Source organism: Limnohabitans sp. TS-CS-82 (assembly GCF_002943475.1).
Genome location: NZ_PTQX01000002.1, coordinates 702,133 through 717,952, shown reverse-complemented (window position 1 = coordinate 717,952; position 15,820 = coordinate 702,133). Strand labels below are relative to the sequence as shown.

Below are 15,820 nucleotides of genomic sequence, written 5' to 3'. Positions count from 1 at the left end.
CCTTCGCCGCGCTTTTTTACTTTCAGACACATGGTTCAGATTACTCTCCCCGACGGTTCGCAACGTGAATTTCCAGGCCCCGTGACGGTGGCCGAAGTGGCTGCGTCGATTGGCGCTGGCTTGGCCAAGGCCGCTTTGGCTGGCAAGGTCGATGGCAAGGTGGTGGACACCAGCTTCACGATGGGCAGCAATGCGAACTTGGCCATCATCACGGTCAAAGACGCCGAAGGCTTGGAGGTGATTCGTCACTCCACCGCACACTTGTTGGCCTATGCGGTGAAAGAGCTGTACCCAGAAGCGCAAGTCACCATCGGCCCCGTCATTGACGACGGCTTTTTCTACGACTTCTCGTTCACACGTGGCTTCACGCCCGAAGACTTGGTCGCGATTGAAAAGCGCATGACCGAATTGGCCAACAAAGACGAGGCCGTGGTGCGGCGTGTGCTGCCACGCGACGAAGCGGTGGCGTATTTCAAAGGTTTGGGCGAGCATTACAAAGCCGAAATCATTGCCAGCATTCCGAGCAACGAAGACGTGAGCTTGTACCGCGAAGGCGCTTTTGAAGACCTGTGTCGCGGCCCGCACGTGCCAAGCACCGGCAAGCTCAAGCATTTCAAGCTCATGAAAGTGGCCGGTGCCTACTGGCGCGGCGACAGCAAAAACGAAATGCTGCAACGCATTTACGGGACGGCTTGGGCCAGCAAAGACGATTTGCAGCTGTACCTCAGGCGCCTAGAAGAAGCTGAGAAGCGTGATCACCGCAAGTTGGGCCGTGAGCTGGACTTGTTCCACATTGACGAGCACGCACCTGGCTTGGTGTTTTGGCACCCCAAGGGTTGGACCGTGTGGCAAACCATTGAGCAATACATGCGTCAGGTGTACCGCGACAACGATTACCTCGAAGTCAAAGGCCCGCAAATCATTGACAAATCGCTGTGGGAGAAAACGGGTCACTGGGACAAGTACCGCGACAACATGTTCACCACCGAGTCTGAAAAGCGTGACTACGCCTTGAAGCCCATGAACTGCCCCGGCCACATCTTGATCTTCAAGCAAGGCATCAAGAGCTACCGCGACCTGCCATTGCGCTACGGCGAGTTTGGCCAGTGCCACCGCAACGAGCCATCCGGCGGCTTGCACGGCATCATGCGCGTGCGTGGCTTCACGCAAGACGACGGCCACATCTTCTGTACCGAAGACCAAATCTTGCCCGAGTGCGACACCTTCACCAAGGTGCTCAAGAAGGTGTACGAAGACTTCGGCTTCACCAATATCTTGTATAAAGTTTCTACACGCCCCGAGGCTCGCATTGGCTCGGACGATTTGTGGGACAAGGCCGAAAAGGCCTTGATGGACAGCTTGACTGCGGCCGGTTGCGAGTACGTCATCTCTGAAGGCGATGGTGCCTTCTACGGCCCCAAGATCGAATACACGCTGAAAGACGCGATTGGCCGTGAGTGGCAGTGCGGCACGATTCAGGTTGACTTCAACTTGTCTGAGCGCTTGGATGCGGAGTACACGGCTGAAGACGGCTCACGCCAACGCCCCGTCATCTTGCACCGCGCGATCGTGGGCAGCATGGAGCGTTTCATCGGAATTTTGATCGAACAGCACGCCGGTGCCTTGCCCACTTGGCTGGCGCCCACCCAAGTTGCGGTGCTCAATATCACCGATTCACAGGCTGAATATTGCAAAGAAGTTGCGAAAACGCTGCGAAATCAAGGGCTTAGGGTTGATTTAGACCTGCGCAACGAAAAAATCACGTATAAAATACGTGAGCATTCAATGCAAAAGCTTCCCTACATCTTGGTCGTAGGCGACAAAGAGAAGGAAGCTGGCGCCGTCGCAGTGCGCGCCCGAGGCAACCAAGACCTCGGTGTGATGTCCCTCGAAGCCTTCTCTCAAAAGATCGCCTCCGACATCGCGCTCAAAAGCTGATTTCATTGAGAAATTGCCAAGAGTTGTGCGTCGCACACGTGTGTCGGTTTGTTTTTGATTTTTAAGGATAGTCACCATCGCTACAGAATTTCGCGACCGCCGCCAGCGCGAGGAACGCAAACACCGCCTTAACCGGGAAATCATGGCCCCGGAAGTCCGCCTTTCAGGTCCTGACAACGAACCCCTCGGTATCGTGAGCTTGGCTGATGCCTTGCGCATGGCCGGTGAGATCGACGTTGACTTGGTTGAAATTGCCGCCACGGCTGTGCCGCCGGTGTGCCGTTTGATGGACTACGGTAAGTTCAAGTACCAAGAGCAAAAGAAGGCTGCCGAAGCGAAGTCCAAGCAAAAGGTCATCGAGGTCAAGGAAATCAAATTCCGTCCCGGTACCGATGATGGTGACTACAACATCAAGATGCGCAACATCAAGCGCTTCTTAGATGACGGCGACAAATGCAAGATCACGCTGCGCTTTCGTGGCCGCGAGATCACGCACCAAGAAATCGGTATGGCGCTGTTGCAGCGCATCCGTGATGAGTTGGCGGACCTGATCGTTGTTGAGCAGTTCCCCAAACTCGAAGGGCGTCAGATGATCATGATGATCGCGCCTGGTAAACGTAAATCGGGTGGCGCCGCCAAACCCGCTGCAGAAGCCGCTTCGGCAGCTTCTGCATAAATTGGCAGCGCGGCATGCTGCCGCGCTTGAAAGGCAAGCAAATTAGTGTCTCGGGGCTTACAAGACTGCGCACCCTGCGTAGGCGCCTCGCGAGCACAAATTAAAGGAGCATCTAAATGCCCAAAATGAAGACCAAAAGCAGCGCTAAAAAGCGCTTCCGCGTTCGTCCAGGTGGTACCGTGAAACGCGGTCAAGCCTTCAAACGTCACATCTTGACCAAGAAGACGACCAAAAACAAGCGTCACCTCCGTGGTTCAGTGGCTGTGCATGAGACCAACATGGGTCACATGGCGCAAATGCTGCCCAAGTGCGGCCTGTAATTAACTGACGAACAAGGAGAAAAAATATGCCTCGCGTTAAACGTGGTGTTACGGCCCGTGCCCGTCACAAAAAAGTTCTGGCTTTAGCCAAAGGTTTCCGCGGTCGCCGCGGTAACGTCTTCCGTATCGCTAAACAAGCGGTGATGAAGGCTGGTCAATATGCTTACCGCGACCGCCGCACTAAAAAGCGAGTGTTCCGTCAGCTGTGGATCGCTCGTATCAACGCGGCTGCACGTCAGTGCGGCTTGACATACAGCCAATTTGCCAACGGCCTGAAAAAGGCTGCGATCGAAATCGACCGCAAGATGTTGGCCGACCTGGCCGTTCACGACATGGCTGCCTTCAGCAGCATCGTGGCTCAAGTTAAAGCCAAATTGGCCGCTTGATACCCGCTGAGGTGCGTTACGGTTTGTCATTCGTGTAATCCGTAACTTACCCACGAGCAAAGGGGTTGAGGCTACACAGCTTCAATCCCTTTTTTTGTTTTCTACATCCCCGAATTCTTATGAACGAGTTGGACTCTCTGGTTGCAAGTGCACAAGCGTTGTTTGCACAAAGCACGACCCCGGCTGATCTTGAAAACGCCAAGGCCCAATTCTTGGGTAAGTCAGGCCGCATCACCGAGATGATGAAAGGCATGGCCGCCTTGAGCGTCGAAGAAAAGAAATCGACCGGTGCCGCCATCAACGTGGCCAAGCAAGCGATTGAGGCAGCGCTCACAGCGCGCCGCCAAGCCTTGGCCGATGCCGAACTCGAAACCCAACTCAAAGCCGAAGCCTTAGATGTGACCTTGCCCGGTCGCGCCCGCATGGCTGGTGGCTTGCACCCTGTGACCATCACGCTCGAACGCGTCGAAGCCATTTTTGGCTCGATGGGTTTTGAAGTGGCTCAAGGCCCAGAGATTGAAACCGATTGGTTCAACTTCACCGCGCTCAACACGCCTGAAGACCACCCCGCACGTTCCATGCACGACACCTTCTATGTGGAAGGTGGCAGCGCCGAAGCGCCGAACTTGTTGCGCACGCACACCAGCCCCATGCAAGTGCGCCACGCGGTGCAACACGTCAAGCGCTACCAAGCGCGTTTGGATGCTGGTCAAGGCATGCCCGAAATTCGCGTCATCGCCCCAGGCCGCACCTACCGTGTGGACAGCGATGCCACGCATTCGCCCATGTTCCACCAATGCGAAGGCTTGTGGATCGGCGAGAACGTGAGCTTCAAAGACCTCAAAGTGGTCATCACCGATTTCTGCCGCACCTATTTTGAGAGCGACGATTTGGTGCTGCGCTTCCGCCCCAGCTTCTTCCCATTCACCGAGCCCAGCGCTGAGATTGACATTCAATTTCAAAGCGGCGCTTTGGCGGGCCGTTGGCTCGAAGTGGGTGGCTCAGGCCAAGTGCATCCGAACGTGGTGCGCAACATGGGCCTCGACCCTGAGCGTTTCATCGGCTTTGCCTTTGGCATGGGCATGGACCGTTTCACCATGCTGCGTTACGGCGTGAACGACTTGCGCTTGTTCTTCGATGGCGACATTCGCTTCTTGAGCCAGTTCCAATAACGTCACGCACACACGAGATTCATCATGCAATTCCCCGAATCCTGGTTGCGCGAATTCTGCAACCCCTCAATCACCACCCAAGAGCTGGCTGACACTTTGACCATGGCTGGTCTGGAAGTGGAGGAACTCCAACCCGTGGCACCGCCTTTCTCAGGCATCGTCGTCGGTGAAATCAAAGAAGCCGTGCAGCACCCAGACGCTGACCGCTTGCGCATTTGCCAAGTGGACGTGGGGCAGGGCGCTTTGCTCAACATCGTGTGCGGCGCACCCAATGCACGCGTGGGCATCAAAATTCCATGCGCCACTGTGGGCGCAGAGTTGCCACCTGGCGAAGACGGTAAACCTTTCAAAATCAAAGTGGGCAAGCTGCGTGGCGTGGAAAGCCAAGGCATGTTGTGCTCGGCCAAAGAACTCAAAATTGCCGATGACAACGGCGGTTTGCTTGAGTTGCCAGCCGATGCACCGTTGGGTCAAAACATCCGCGAGTACCTGAACCTCGACGACACCTTGATGACGTTGAAGCTCACGCCTAACTTGGCACATTGCTTGAGTGTGTATGGCATTGCCCGCGAAGTGTCTGCCCTCACAGGCGCGCCTTTGAAGGCCCCCACATTCCCAAGCGTTGCCGCGACAAACCAAGACACCTTGGCTGTGAAAATCAGCGCCCCCGATTTGTGTGGCCGTTTCTCAGGCCGCGTGGTGCGTGGCGTGAACACCCAAGCGCAAACGCCTGCATGGATGGTGAACCACTTGGCCCGTTGCGGCCAGCGCAGCGTGAGCCCCTTGGTCGACATCTCCAACTACGTGATGTTCGAGCTGGGCCGTCCATCGCACATTTTCGACCTCGACAAAATTCAAGGTGGCTTGGAGGTGCGTTGGGGCAAAGCCGGTGAACAGCTCAAGCTCTTGAATGGCAACACCGTCACCGTGGACGAAAAAGTAGGCGTCATCGCCGACGCGCATCAAGTCGAATCACTCGCTGGCATCATGGGCGGCGACGCTACAGCCGTGAGCGACGACACGCAAAACATTTACATCGAAGCAGCTTTCTGGTGGCCGTCAGCCATCGCAGGCCGTTCACGCCGCTTCAACTTCAGCACCGATGCGGGCCACCGCTTTGAGCGTGGTGTCGATCCTGAGTTGACTGTGGAGCACATCGAGCGCATCACTCAGTTGGTGATTGACATTTGCGGCACGCCCAACACGACCGTGGGCCCGATTGACGACCAACGTGTGAACATGCCTGTGGCCAAGCCTGTCACGTTGCGCGTGGCACGTGCTGAAAAAGTCATTGGCATGCCGCTGACCCAGCAACGCGTGGCGGATGCTTTGCGTGGCTTGGGCTTGCCTGTGATCGAAGAGCATGGTGATGCCACCTCCGGTGGCGGCACTGTCACCGTGCAGCCCCCATCCTTCCGTTTCGATTTGCAAATCGAAGAAGACCTGATTGAAGAAGTGGCGCGCATGGTGGGTTACAACAACCTGCCCACCACACCACCTTTGGCGTCCATCACGGCCAGCGCGTGCCAAGAAGCACATCGCAGTCCACACGCCTTGCGCCACCATTTGGCGGCCTTGGGTTACCAAGAAACCATCAACTACAGCTTTGTGGATGAGCGTTGGGAACACGAGTTGGCAGGCAATGCCAACCCCATCAAATTGCTCAACCCCATCGCCAGCCAGATGAGCGTGATGCGCTCCACCTTGTTGGGCTCCTTGCTCAACGTGGTGAAGTTCAACGTGGACCGCAAGGCCTCACGTGTGCGCGTGTTTGAAATTGGTCGCGTGTTCCACAAAGACGCTTCCGTGCAAAACACAGACACCACAGTGCAAGGCTTTGACCAACCCATGTACGTGGCAGGCATTGCCTTTGGCAGCGCTGCACCTTTGCAATGGGGCACCAAAGAACAAGCCGCAGACTTCTTCGACGTGAAAGCCGATGTGGAAGCCTTGTTGGCCCCCGCTGTGCCGCAGTTTGAAGCGGCTGAGCATCCAGCCATGCACCCTGGCCGCTGCGCCAAGGTCTTGGTCAATGGCCAAGCCGTGGGTCATGTGGGCGAGTTGCACCCCCGCTGGCGTCAAGGTTGGGACTTGGCTCAAGCCCCCGTGATGTTTGAACTCTCACTCGACGCGGTGTTGCAACGTGCTGTGCCCAAGTCCACGGGCGTGGCCAAGTTCTCTAACGTCGAGCGCGACATTGCAGTGATCGTCAAAGACAGCGTCACGCACGCCCAATTGATGGCGGCTGTGCATGCCGCCAAAACACAAGGCTTGCTGCGCAACGCCGTGTTGTTTGACGTGTATCGCCCCAAGGCTGAAAGCACGGCGATGGCCATGGACGAGAAAAGCTTGGCGGTGCGCCTCACGCTCAACAGCGATGAAGCCACCCTGAACGAAGCGCAAATCGAAGGTGTGGTGCAAGCTGTGCTGGATCAACTGACCACGCAAGTGGCGGCGCGTTTACGTGCTTGATGCGCGCACTTTAAAGTCAAGTCCTATGGAAATTTCTTTCGAGAGCTTAGAAACCCCAGCGTTGACCAAAGCGCAGTTGGCTGATTTGTTGTTTGAGCAAATTGGTTTGAACAAGCGCGAGTCCAAGGACATGATTGACGCCTTCTTTGATTTGATCGCGAAGAGCTTGGTCGAAGGCACGGATGTGAAAATTTCCAGTTTCGGGAATTTTCAAATTCGTACCAAAGCACCAAGACCTGGGCGTAATCCGCGTACCGGCGAAGCGATTCCGATTGAGGCGAGAAGGGCCGTCACGTTTCATGCGAGTCACAAGCTCAAAGAGCAAATTCAGGGCGACACACCTTCTAAAGTTGACGCATAAAGACACAAGAGGCCTTGATAGGCCTCTTTTTTATGACATAAACCCTATGCCCTATGATTCGCGGGCTTATCTTCGTGTAACCTCTACGCTCCCATTTACAAGCTACTGATTTTCATGGAGAAAACCCTTCCACCCATTCCAGCCAAACGCTACTTCACCATTGGTGAAGTGAGCGAGTTGTGTGGCGTCAAGCCGCATGTGCTGCGCTATTGGGAGCAGGAGTTCACGCAGCTGCGCCCCATGAAACGCCGCGGCAACCGCCGTTATTACCAACACCATGAGGTGTTGATGATTCGCCGTATTCGTGACTTGTTGTACGACCAAGGCTTCACCATCAGTGGCGCACGTAATAAATTGCAAGAGTTGGTGCAGGTCGAACGTGATCGTCGTCGTTTAGGTGGTGATACCTTGATCGATGTTGACTTGACCGATGAAGATGGCTTAGAGACGCATTTGCAAGACGATACGACCTACACCGATCAACCACCCCTGCAGGCCGTTGGCTTGAGTGACGATACGCTGCAAATTCTTCGCAAAGAACTTGCACAAATTCGCGAAATGCTCGCTGAGTCCCTCTGACTCGCGTTATAATTTTCCTCTGATTCGGTGTGTGGCGCAGCCTGGTAGCGCACTTGCATGGGGTGCAAGGGGTCGAAGGTTCGAATCCTTTCACACCGACCATTAGTTAAGACAGAGGCCTCTAAGTAGCGATACTCAGAGGCCTTTTTCATTGGACTTTTCGTCAAGCGATTCCATACGCTGGAGGCCTCAACACAGCGGCAGTCACTGTAAAGCTGGGTTACCCCGCACAAACCCTAGTGTTTTTTCAAAGGATTCCAAAGGGTTCGTGAGTAAACTGATTATGTTTCATAACAAGGAAGAGACGCTTTATGCACTTCATGGTTTCCTTGGCGCGGGTGTTTGCCATCCTCGCTGGTATTTTATTGACATTCATCACCTTGATGACTTGCTACAGCATTGTCGGACGTGAGTTTCTGGGCTCAGCTTTGCTGGGTGACTTTGAGCTTTCAGGTGCTGCAACGGGTGCAGCTATCGGTATGTTTATGCCTTGGTGTCAAGCTAAACGCGGCAACATTATTGTGGATTTCTTCACAGCTAAATGTTCAGACTCAAGTAACGAGGTCATGGATCGTTTGGGTGCTTTGCTACTTTCACTGTGCTTTGCCCTTTTGGCATGGCGTACAGCGCTTGGTGGCATGAGCGCCTACGCTTCCAATTCAGGCACGATGATTTTGGGCTTTCCTGAGTGGATCGTTTTTGCCGCCATGGTGCCGCCTTTTGTGCTGACTAGCTTGATTGCTTTAGGTCAAGTGTTTGTTGGCTTTGATGATGAGCTGGGAGAGTCAGCATGAGTAGTTTTCAAATCGTAGGTGCTGTCTTCGGCATCATGCTGGTCTTGATGGCTGTGCGCGTTCCTATTGCTGTATCGATGTTTTTTGCAGGTGGCTTTGGTTATGTGTTGCAAACAGGTTGGATGCCTTTTGCGAACTTTTTGAACAACCAAGCTTTTGCGCGCTTTGCCAGTTACGACTTGTCAGTCATTCCTTTGTTCATTTTGATGGGCCACTTTGCGACGCAAGGCGGTATCAGTAAGGCGTTGTTTGACTTCGCGGCAGGCGTTATGGGCCGTTTCAAAGGTGGCTTGGCAATGGCTGCTGTGTTGGCTTGTGCTGCATTTGGTGCTATTTGCGGGTCGTCTGTTGCCACGGCTGCCACCATCACTGGTGTGGCATTGCCAGAGATGAAGCGTCACGGTTACTCAGGGCGCTTGGCTACGGGTACTTTGGCTGCTTCTGGAACCTTGGGTATCTTGATTCCGCCCTCTGTGCCATTGGTCATTTATGCTATTTTGACCGAGCAAAACATTGCTAAATTATTTGCTGCAGCCATGGTGCCCGGCATTATTGCGATGTTAGGTTACATGGCTGCGATTGCCATTTATGTGCGTTTGGTGCCAGGTCACGCGCCAGAAGTGAACGAAGCATCTTCAGGCGTTACGCTGGAGTCCATCAAAGGCGTTGCGCCCATCATGGTGATCTTCTTGATTGTGTTTGGTGGTATTTACAGCGGTATGTTCACGCCAACCGAAGGTGCTGCCGTTGGTGCAGCCAGTACGTTTGTGGCCTCGCTGTTCAAAGGTGAAATCACCTGGGCCAAGTTCAAGCAGTGTTTCTATGCGACGGCAGACAGTTCCGCCATGATCTTTTTGATCTTCATCGGTGCGGACTTGATGAACGGCGCCTTGGCGTTGTCGCAAGCTTCGACGCAGTTGTCTGCCTTGATTCTCAATTTAGGCTGGGCACCCCTGTGGGTGATTGTTGGCATTTTGCTGTTCTATGTGCTGTTGGGGGCGGTGATGGATGAGTTGTCCATGATCTTGCTGACCATTCCAATTTTCTTTCCCATCGTGATGGGCTTGGACTTTGGCATGCCCAAAGAGTCAGTCGCCATTTGGTTCGGTATCTTGGTGTTGATGGTGGTGGAGTTTGGTTTACTGGCGCCGCCCGTTGGCTTGAATGTCTACGTGGTGAACGGCATGGCCAAAGATGTACCAATTGCAGAAAGTTACCGCGGCGTGATGCCTTTCTTGATCAGCGACACCGTGCGCACTTTGCTGATCTTGTTCTTCCCCGGTGTGTGTCTGTGGCTGGTGGCCTTGATCACCTAAGTCATGCCCTGAGGGGCATTGGATAGACGTAAAAAAGGAGGCCAAGGCCTCCTTTTTTTGATGCCTCAGACGGGTTTCGTTTGAGGCATGTCCAAGTCAGATTATTTGGTGTACTTGGCGATCAAAGCTTGCGCTTCATGAACCAGTTCAGTGCCGTTGGCACCTTTTTTGTCCATGTCTGCAATCCATTCGTTGCTCAAACTGGCTGAGGCGCGTTTCCAGTTGTCCAGCTCGGTCTTAGGAATGATGGTGATGGTGTGACCGCCTGCAACCATTTTGGCTTTGCCTGGAGTGTCGTTGTCAGCTTGGGTTTTACCCAGGAAAGCAGACAGTTCGCGGCCAGAATTTTTATCGATAACTTTCTTCAAGTCAGCAGGTAAAGACTCGTATTTGGCCTTGTTCATGGGCACCACAAACACGGTGGTGTAAAGCGCGTTTTCTGAGCGATCTGTCTCCGCGGTGTATCGCGCCAGTTCCTCAATCTTCAGTGTTTGTGCCACTTCGTAAGGAATCACAGCACCGTCGATCACGCCTTTGGACAAAGCATCAGGCACGGCGGGCACAGGCATGCCAACAGGTGTGGCGCCCATGCTGGCCAAAAGCTTGGTGGTCAAGCGGGTTGGGCCGCGCAACTTCAGGCCTTTGATGTCGGCCATGGTTTTGATTTGTTTTTTGGCGGTGAAGATATTGCCTGGGCCGTGAACGTGCATCGCCAACACCTTGACGTCTTTGAATTCGTCTTTGGCAAATTTTTCGTAATAGTCCCAAGCAGCGCGGCTGGTGGCTTCGGCGTTGGTCATCATGAAGGGCAACTCGAACACTTCCATCTTGGGGAAGCGGCCAGCGGTGTAGCCAGGCAGTGTCCAAACCACGTCTGCCACGCCGTCACGGGCTTGGTCAAACAACTGGGGAGGCGTACCGCCCATTTGCATGGCTGGATAAATTTGACATTGCAGGCGATCTTTGGAGTCACGGGCGATGTTGTCGCACCAAGTACGCAGCATTTTTGTGTGCTGAATTGAGGTTGGGCCTAAAAAGTGGTGCACTTTCAAAGTGATGGTTTCAGCGTGGGCTGCAACACCAGCGCTCAAAATGGCGGCAGCAATCGCTGCACGCTTAAATACGTGTGTCATCTCGTGGTCTCCGTTGGAAAATTTACTTGTTCATATTAATCCGACCGAGCGGTCGGTTAATTAGGGGAAAACCCACCGGCAGGTGGGTTCAGCTGATATCGACGTGGTGCACGCCAAATTTGCCGGCCTTGGCATCGGCGAAGTAATGCTGCAAAGTTTCTTTGACGGTGCGAAAGGCAATTTCGTCCCAAGGTATTTCATGTTCAGCAAACAAACGCGCTTCCATGGTTTCGTGACCGGGATCGAACTGATCGCTGGTGAGCTGGGCGCGGTAGAAAAAATGAACTTGGCCCACACGCGTGACGTTCATCAGGGTAAACAAGTCTTGCATCTCGAACTGCGCACCCGCTTCTTCCACGGTTTCACGCGCCGCACCTTGCGCCACGGTTTCGCCTAATTCCATGAAGCCCGCAGGCAAGGTCCATTTGCCCAAGCGCGGCTCGATGTTGCGTTTGCAAAGCAGCACTTTGTCACCCCATACGGGCACGGTGCCCACCACATTGAGTGGGTTTTCGTAATGGATGGTGTGGCACGCGTTGCAAACCGCGCGCTCGCGCGTGTCGCCGTCATCGGGCAAGCGGTAGGTCACTGCGCTGCCGCAGGCCTTGCAATGTTGAATCTGAGGACGATGCAGCATGCGTTGTGCGCTGTTAAGCCACGCGAACGGTGAGTTCGCCCAAGCCTGCCACGGCGCCCACCATGGTGTCGCCCGACACCACGGCATTCACACCTTCGGGCGTACCCGTGTAGATCAAGTCGCCCGGTTGCAGCTCCCACGCGGCAGACAAATGCTCAATGGTTTCTGCGACGTTCCAGATCAGTTGGCTGACGTTGCTGCGCTGGCGGTCTTGGCCGTTGACTTGCACGTAAATCTCAGCGTTCATCACGTCATCGGCTTGTTCAGCGGGCGTGATGGGGCCAATGGGGGCGCTCAGGTCAAAGCCTTTGCCAATGCACCAAGGGCGGCCTTGCTTTTTCATGTCGCCTTGCAAGTCGCGGCGTGTCATGTCCAAGCCCACGGCGTAGCCGTAGATGTGGCTCAGTGCGTCTGCCGCTTTGATGTTTTTGCCACCCTTACCAATTGCCACCACCAACTCAATTTCGTGGTGCAAATTTTTGGTCAGGCTGGGGTAGGGCATGGTGCCGGTTTCGCCCGCGTTGACCACCACCAGCGAGTCGGTGGGCTTCAAAAAGAAGAAGGGCGGTTCACGGCCGGTGAAGCCCATTTCTTTGGCGTGTTCTTCGTAGTTGCGGCCCACGCAGTAAATGCGGTGCACCGGAAAACGTTCGGTTTTGCCAACAACAGGCACAGACGCCACAGGCGGTGGTGTGAACAAATAGCTCATGAATGTGGTCTCGCGGTTTTGTTTTTGGGGTGTTGATCAGTCGGAAGACTTGGCCACCAGCGTGAAGTGCTCAACGACCGGTGCTTGGGCGAAGAAGGGGCCCACGATGGCGCGCCATTCGGCAAACGCGGCGGACTCACGAAAGTCCACAGTGTGGTTTTCGAGCGTGGCCCAGAAAATTTGCAGCACATAGCGCTCGGGCGACTCGACGCCACGGTTGATTTTGTAGCCTTCAAAGCCTTTGGCTTTAGCGATCACGGTCTCCACGCCCCGTTGAATGGCTTCGTCAAAAGCGGCTTGTTGACCAGGCTGGATGCGGATGTCGGCGAGTTCGAGGATCATGGTGGTGCGGCAAGTTAAAACGAGCTTTAAGTCTACCGCTCTCCATCGTGGGTCAGAGTCGTGTTCGCGATATCCTCAACGCCATGTCGCGACTTACCCCTTCTGTTGATGGTTTGACCTCTGATGTGCCGTCTCGGTCTTTGAGCGCATGGTTGCCCGCTGGCGTTCACGCGCTGTGCACCATGCGTGAGGGCGGCGTATCACCCGCACCGTTTGAGAGCTTGAACTTGGGCGATCACGTTCAAGATGATCCTGCGCATGTGGCCGAGAACCGCCGACGCTTGCAAGCGCGCTTGGACGGCGCTGTCCCTATTTTTTTACAACAGGTGCATGGCACGCAGGTGGTTGAGCTTCATGCGGACACCCCACAAGGCACAACTGCGGATGCGTGCCTCACCACCGATGCCGAGGTGGCCTGCACCATCATGGTGGCCGATTGCTTGCCGCTGCTGTTCACGGACGAGGCAGGGCACGTGGTGGCCGCTGCGCATGCGGGCTGGCGGGGTTTAGCCGCGGGCGTGATTGAGGAAACTGTGCAGGCTATGCGCGAGGCAAGCGGCGAGGCCCATGCGCCGCAGATGCTGCAAGCCCATGCACTGCGCGTTTGGTTGGGCCCCTGCATTGGACCCGATGCGTTTGAGGTGGGGCCTGAGGTGCGCGACGCATTCATGGCCCAGCACGCACCATCGGCTGCATTTTTTAAGCCCCATCCCAGCCATGCAAACAAATGGCTGGCTGATTTGGCGGGCTTGGCGCGTTCGCGTTTGCAGGCCTTGGGTGTTCACGTCGTGGCGGGCAATGACAGCACGTCGGCTTGGTGCACGGTCACGCAAGCTTCACAGTTTTTTTCTTACCGACGCGATGGCCAGACTGGGCGTTTTGCGGTCTGTATTTGGCGTCGCGTTGCAGCTTAATCGGGTGTTGACGCCGCCTCGCTGGATTGCGTCTTGGGTGTGACTTGCGTATTTAAGTTTTCATGTCTTTCGCGCTCGGCCATCTCACGGGCCTTGATGGCGCGTTTGCGTGCCGGTGAGCCCATGATGTAACCCACCACACCCATAGGGAGCGCGCCGTACAGCACAAAAGTGACGATGGCACCAAGCACGCTGCCCACAGGGCTGGTGGCCTCGGCCACCGCCATCATCAACGCCACGTACATCCACGCAATCAGAACTAAATACATCTAGGGGTTTTCTCTTGAGTTTGATATCTGTCAGAAATTCGAAGGGTTTTCGCTGACATACTGGAGACAGTTAAAAAAACTGATGTGACTGTATAGGAGACTGGTGATGGATCAGAATTCGGCCCTCAAAAGCTTGGGTGATAGCTGGGCCAAAGCCCTGGCGTCGTTTCAAACGTTAGGTGCAGGTGAGGGGAGCGCTCCGAGTTTGAGCTTTGCACCCGACAAGCTCGAAGCATTGCAAAAGCAATACATCAGTGAGGCCACTGAGCTGTGGAACCAGAGCTTGCATGGCAACCCAGCGGTCAAAGACCGACGTTTCTCTGCAGAGGCGTGGCAGCACAACCCGATGGCCTCATTTGCCGCCGCCGCTTATTTGCTCAACACCCGCACGATGATGGCCTTGAGCGAGGCCGCAGACACCGATCCCAAGACCAAGGCACGCATTCAATTCGCCGTCGAGCAATGGGCCGCAGCTTCGGCCCCCAGTAACTTTTTGGCTTTCAATGCCGACGCCCAGCAAAAGGCGATTGAAACCAAAGGCGAAAGCATTTCCAAAGGCATTCAAAACCTGTTGCACGACATGCAGCAAGGCCATGTGTCGATGACGGACGAGAGCCTGTTCGAGGTGGGCAAAAACGTTGCCACCACCGAAGGCAAAGTGGTGTTTGAAAACGAGTTCTTCCAACTCCTCGAATACAAGCCACTCACGCCTAAGGTGTATGAGCGTCCTTTCTTGTTGATCCCACCTTGCATCAACAAGTTTTACATCCTCGATTTGCAGCCTGAAAACTCTTTGATTCGTTACGCTGTGAGCCAAGGCCACCGCACTTTTGTGGTGAGCTGGCGTAATCCGGATGAAGATTTGCAGCACACCACATGGGATGACTATGTGGAAGACGTGGCCATCAAAGCCATCGAAGTGACGCAAGACATCGGCGGCGCCAAACAGATCAACGCCTTGGGCTTTTGCGTGGGCGGCACCATTTTGTCGAACGCCTTGGCCGTGTTGGCCGCACGCGGCGAAAAGCCCGTGGCCAGCGCCACCTTCCTCACCACCCTGATTGATTTCACCGACACCGGCGTGCTGGATGTCTTCATCGACGAAGCCTTCGTGAAATACCGCGAAGGTCAATTCGCCAACGGCGGCTTGATGAAGGGCAAAGACATGGCGTCGACCTTCAGTTTCTTGCGCCCCAATGATTTGGTGTGGAACTACGTGGTGGGCAACTACCTCAAAGGCGAAACGCCGCCACCGTTTGACTTGCTCTACTGGAACAGCGACGCGACCAACTTACCTGGCCCTATGTACGCTTGGTATTTGCGCAACACCTACTTGGAGAACAACCTCATCAAGCCAGGCACAGCGAAGGTGTGTGGCACCACCATCGACTACCGCAAAGTGGACATTCCCGTCTATATCTACGGCTCGCGTGAAGACCACATCGTGCCGATTGGCGGCTCGTACGCCAGCACCCAAGTGTTCCCAGGCAAGAAGCGTTTTGTCATGGGGGCGTCGGGTCACATCGCAGGCGTGATCAACCCACCCGCTGCGAAAAAGCGTTGCTACTGGACCGGCAGCGACATCACGTTTCCCAAAGACGCGCAGCAATGGATTGCCAAGGCCAAAGAGCACGCCGGCAGCTGGTGGCCTGATTGGGCCGATTGGCTCAAGGCACATGCTGGCAAGCAAATTGCTGCACCTAAAACGTATGGCAACAAGAAATACAAAGCCATCGAAAACGCACCTGGCCGTTACGTCAAAGAACGCGCCAGCAAGTAATTCACTGATTTTTTAAAACAAC

17 protein-coding genes and 1 tRNA gene are annotated in these 15,820 nt (G+C 54.9%); 13 read left to right on the top strand and 5 right to left on the bottom strand.

All coding sequences use genetic code 11. The features are described from left to right. Nucleotides 1–30 precede the first annotated feature (30 nt). From thrS to C5F52_RS07745, 11 genes are all read left to right on the top strand, one after another. Nucleotides 31–1,938, top strand: coding sequence for a threonine--tRNA ligase (gene thrS, locus C5F52_RS07795; RefSeq protein WP_104797735.1), 1,908 nt, complete (start codon nt 31–33; stop codon nt 1,936–1,938). A 67-nt stretch (nt 1,939–2,005) separates the two neighbouring features. Next, nucleotides 2,006–2,614, top strand: coding sequence for a translation initiation factor IF-3 (infC, locus tag C5F52_RS07790; RefSeq protein ID WP_100134219.1), 609 nt, complete (start codon nt 2,006–2,008; stop codon nt 2,612–2,614). 116 nt (nt 2,615–2,730) lie between these two features. After that, nucleotides 2,731–2,934, top strand: a complete 204-nt coding sequence (gene rpmI, locus C5F52_RS07785) for a 50S ribosomal protein L35 (RefSeq protein WP_100134218.1) — start codon at nt 2,731–2,733, stop codon at nt 2,932–2,934. Nucleotides 2,935–2,960: 26 nt separating this feature from the next. Further along, nucleotides 2,961–3,320 (top strand): 50S ribosomal protein L20, encoded by a 360-nt coding sequence (rplT, locus tag C5F52_RS07780; protein WP_100134217.1) that lies wholly within the window; start codon nt 2,961–2,963, stop codon nt 3,318–3,320. Nucleotides 3,321–3,439: 119 nt separating this feature from the next. Continuing rightward, nucleotides 3,440–4,492 carry a phenylalanine--tRNA ligase subunit alpha gene (gene pheS, locus C5F52_RS07775; protein ID WP_100134216.1) on the top strand — a complete coding sequence of 351 codons (1,053 nt, stop codon included), beginning with the start codon at nt 3,440–3,442 and terminating at the stop codon, nt 4,490–4,492. Nucleotides 4,493–4,516: 24 nt separating this feature from the next. Further along, nucleotides 4,517–6,964, top strand: coding sequence for a phenylalanine--tRNA ligase subunit beta (gene pheT / locus C5F52_RS07770; protein ID WP_104797734.1), 2,448 nt, complete (start codon nt 4,517–4,519; stop codon nt 6,962–6,964). 25 nt (nt 6,965–6,989) lie between these two features. After that, nucleotides 6,990–7,325: an integration host factor subunit alpha gene (locus tag C5F52_RS07765; protein ID WP_104797733.1), complete on the top strand. Its 336-nt coding sequence runs from the start codon at nt 6,990–6,992 to the stop codon at nt 7,323–7,325. 114 nt (nt 7,326–7,439) lie between these two features. Next, the gene (locus tag C5F52_RS07760; RefSeq protein WP_104797732.1) at nt 7,440–7,904 is read left to right on the top strand and encodes a MerR family transcriptional regulator; all 465 of its coding nucleotides are present in this window, start codon (nt 7,440–7,442) and stop codon (nt 7,902–7,904) included. Nucleotides 7,905–7,929: 25 nt separating this feature from the next. Then, nucleotides 7,930–8,006, top strand: a tRNA-Pro gene (locus C5F52_RS07755). 209 nt (nt 8,007–8,215) lie between these two features. Beyond that, nucleotides 8,216–8,698: a TRAP transporter small permease gene (locus C5F52_RS07750; RefSeq protein ID WP_104797731.1), complete on the top strand. Its 483-nt coding sequence runs from the start codon at nt 8,216–8,218 to the stop codon at nt 8,696–8,698. Further along, nucleotides 8,695–10,014 carry a TRAP transporter large permease gene (locus C5F52_RS07745; protein ID WP_104797730.1) on the top strand — a complete coding sequence of 440 codons (1,320 nt, stop codon included), beginning with the start codon at nt 8,695–8,697 and terminating at the stop codon, nt 10,012–10,014. Before C5F52_RS07750 ends, C5F52_RS07745 begins: the two co-directional genes overlap by 4 nt. A gap of 101 nt (nt 10,015–10,115) precedes the next feature. On the opposite strand, the gene C5F52_RS07740 is transcribed toward C5F52_RS07745, so the two are convergent. The 4 genes from C5F52_RS07740 to C5F52_RS07725 form a co-directional block, all read right to left on the bottom strand. After that, the gene (locus C5F52_RS07740) at nt 10,116–11,147 is read right to left on the bottom strand and encodes a TRAP transporter substrate-binding protein (RefSeq protein ID WP_104797729.1); all 1,032 of its coding nucleotides are present in this window, start codon (nt 11,145–11,147) and stop codon (nt 10,116–10,118) included. Between the two features lie 88 nt (nt 11,148–11,235). Continuing rightward, nucleotides 11,236–11,784 (bottom strand): NUDIX hydrolase, encoded by a 549-nt coding sequence (locus C5F52_RS07735; RefSeq protein WP_104797728.1) that lies wholly within the window; start codon nt 11,782–11,784, stop codon nt 11,236–11,238. Between the two features lie 13 nt (nt 11,785–11,797). Continuing rightward, nucleotides 11,798–12,493: a fumarylacetoacetate hydrolase family protein gene (locus C5F52_RS07730; RefSeq protein WP_104797727.1), complete on the bottom strand. Its 696-nt coding sequence runs from the start codon at nt 12,491–12,493 to the stop codon at nt 11,798–11,800. Nucleotides 12,494–12,529: 36 nt separating this feature from the next. Next, nucleotides 12,530–12,835, bottom strand: a complete 306-nt coding sequence (locus C5F52_RS07725; protein WP_104797726.1) for an antibiotic biosynthesis monooxygenase — start codon at nt 12,833–12,835, stop codon at nt 12,530–12,532. 83 nt (nt 12,836–12,918) lie between these two features. Between C5F52_RS07725 and pgeF the strand changes: the two genes are divergently transcribed. Beyond that, nucleotides 12,919–13,749, top strand: coding sequence for a peptidoglycan editing factor PgeF (gene pgeF, locus C5F52_RS07720; protein WP_104797725.1), 831 nt, complete (start codon nt 12,919–12,921; stop codon nt 13,747–13,749). Here the strand turns inward: pgeF and C5F52_RS07715 are convergent. Continuing rightward, nucleotides 13,746–14,018 carry a hypothetical protein gene (locus C5F52_RS07715; protein ID WP_236657770.1) on the bottom strand — a complete coding sequence of 91 codons (273 nt, stop codon included), beginning with the start codon at nt 14,016–14,018 and terminating at the stop codon, nt 13,746–13,748. The genes pgeF and C5F52_RS07715 overlap by 4 nt on opposite strands. Before the next feature lie 106 nt (nt 14,019–14,124). Here C5F52_RS07715 and C5F52_RS07710 point away from each other — a divergent pair, with 106 nt between their 5' ends. Further along, nucleotides 14,125–15,798, top strand: a complete 1,674-nt coding sequence (locus tag C5F52_RS07710) for an alpha/beta hydrolase (protein WP_104797724.1) — start codon at nt 14,125–14,127, stop codon at nt 15,796–15,798. Nucleotides 15,799–15,820: the final 22 nt, after the last annotated feature.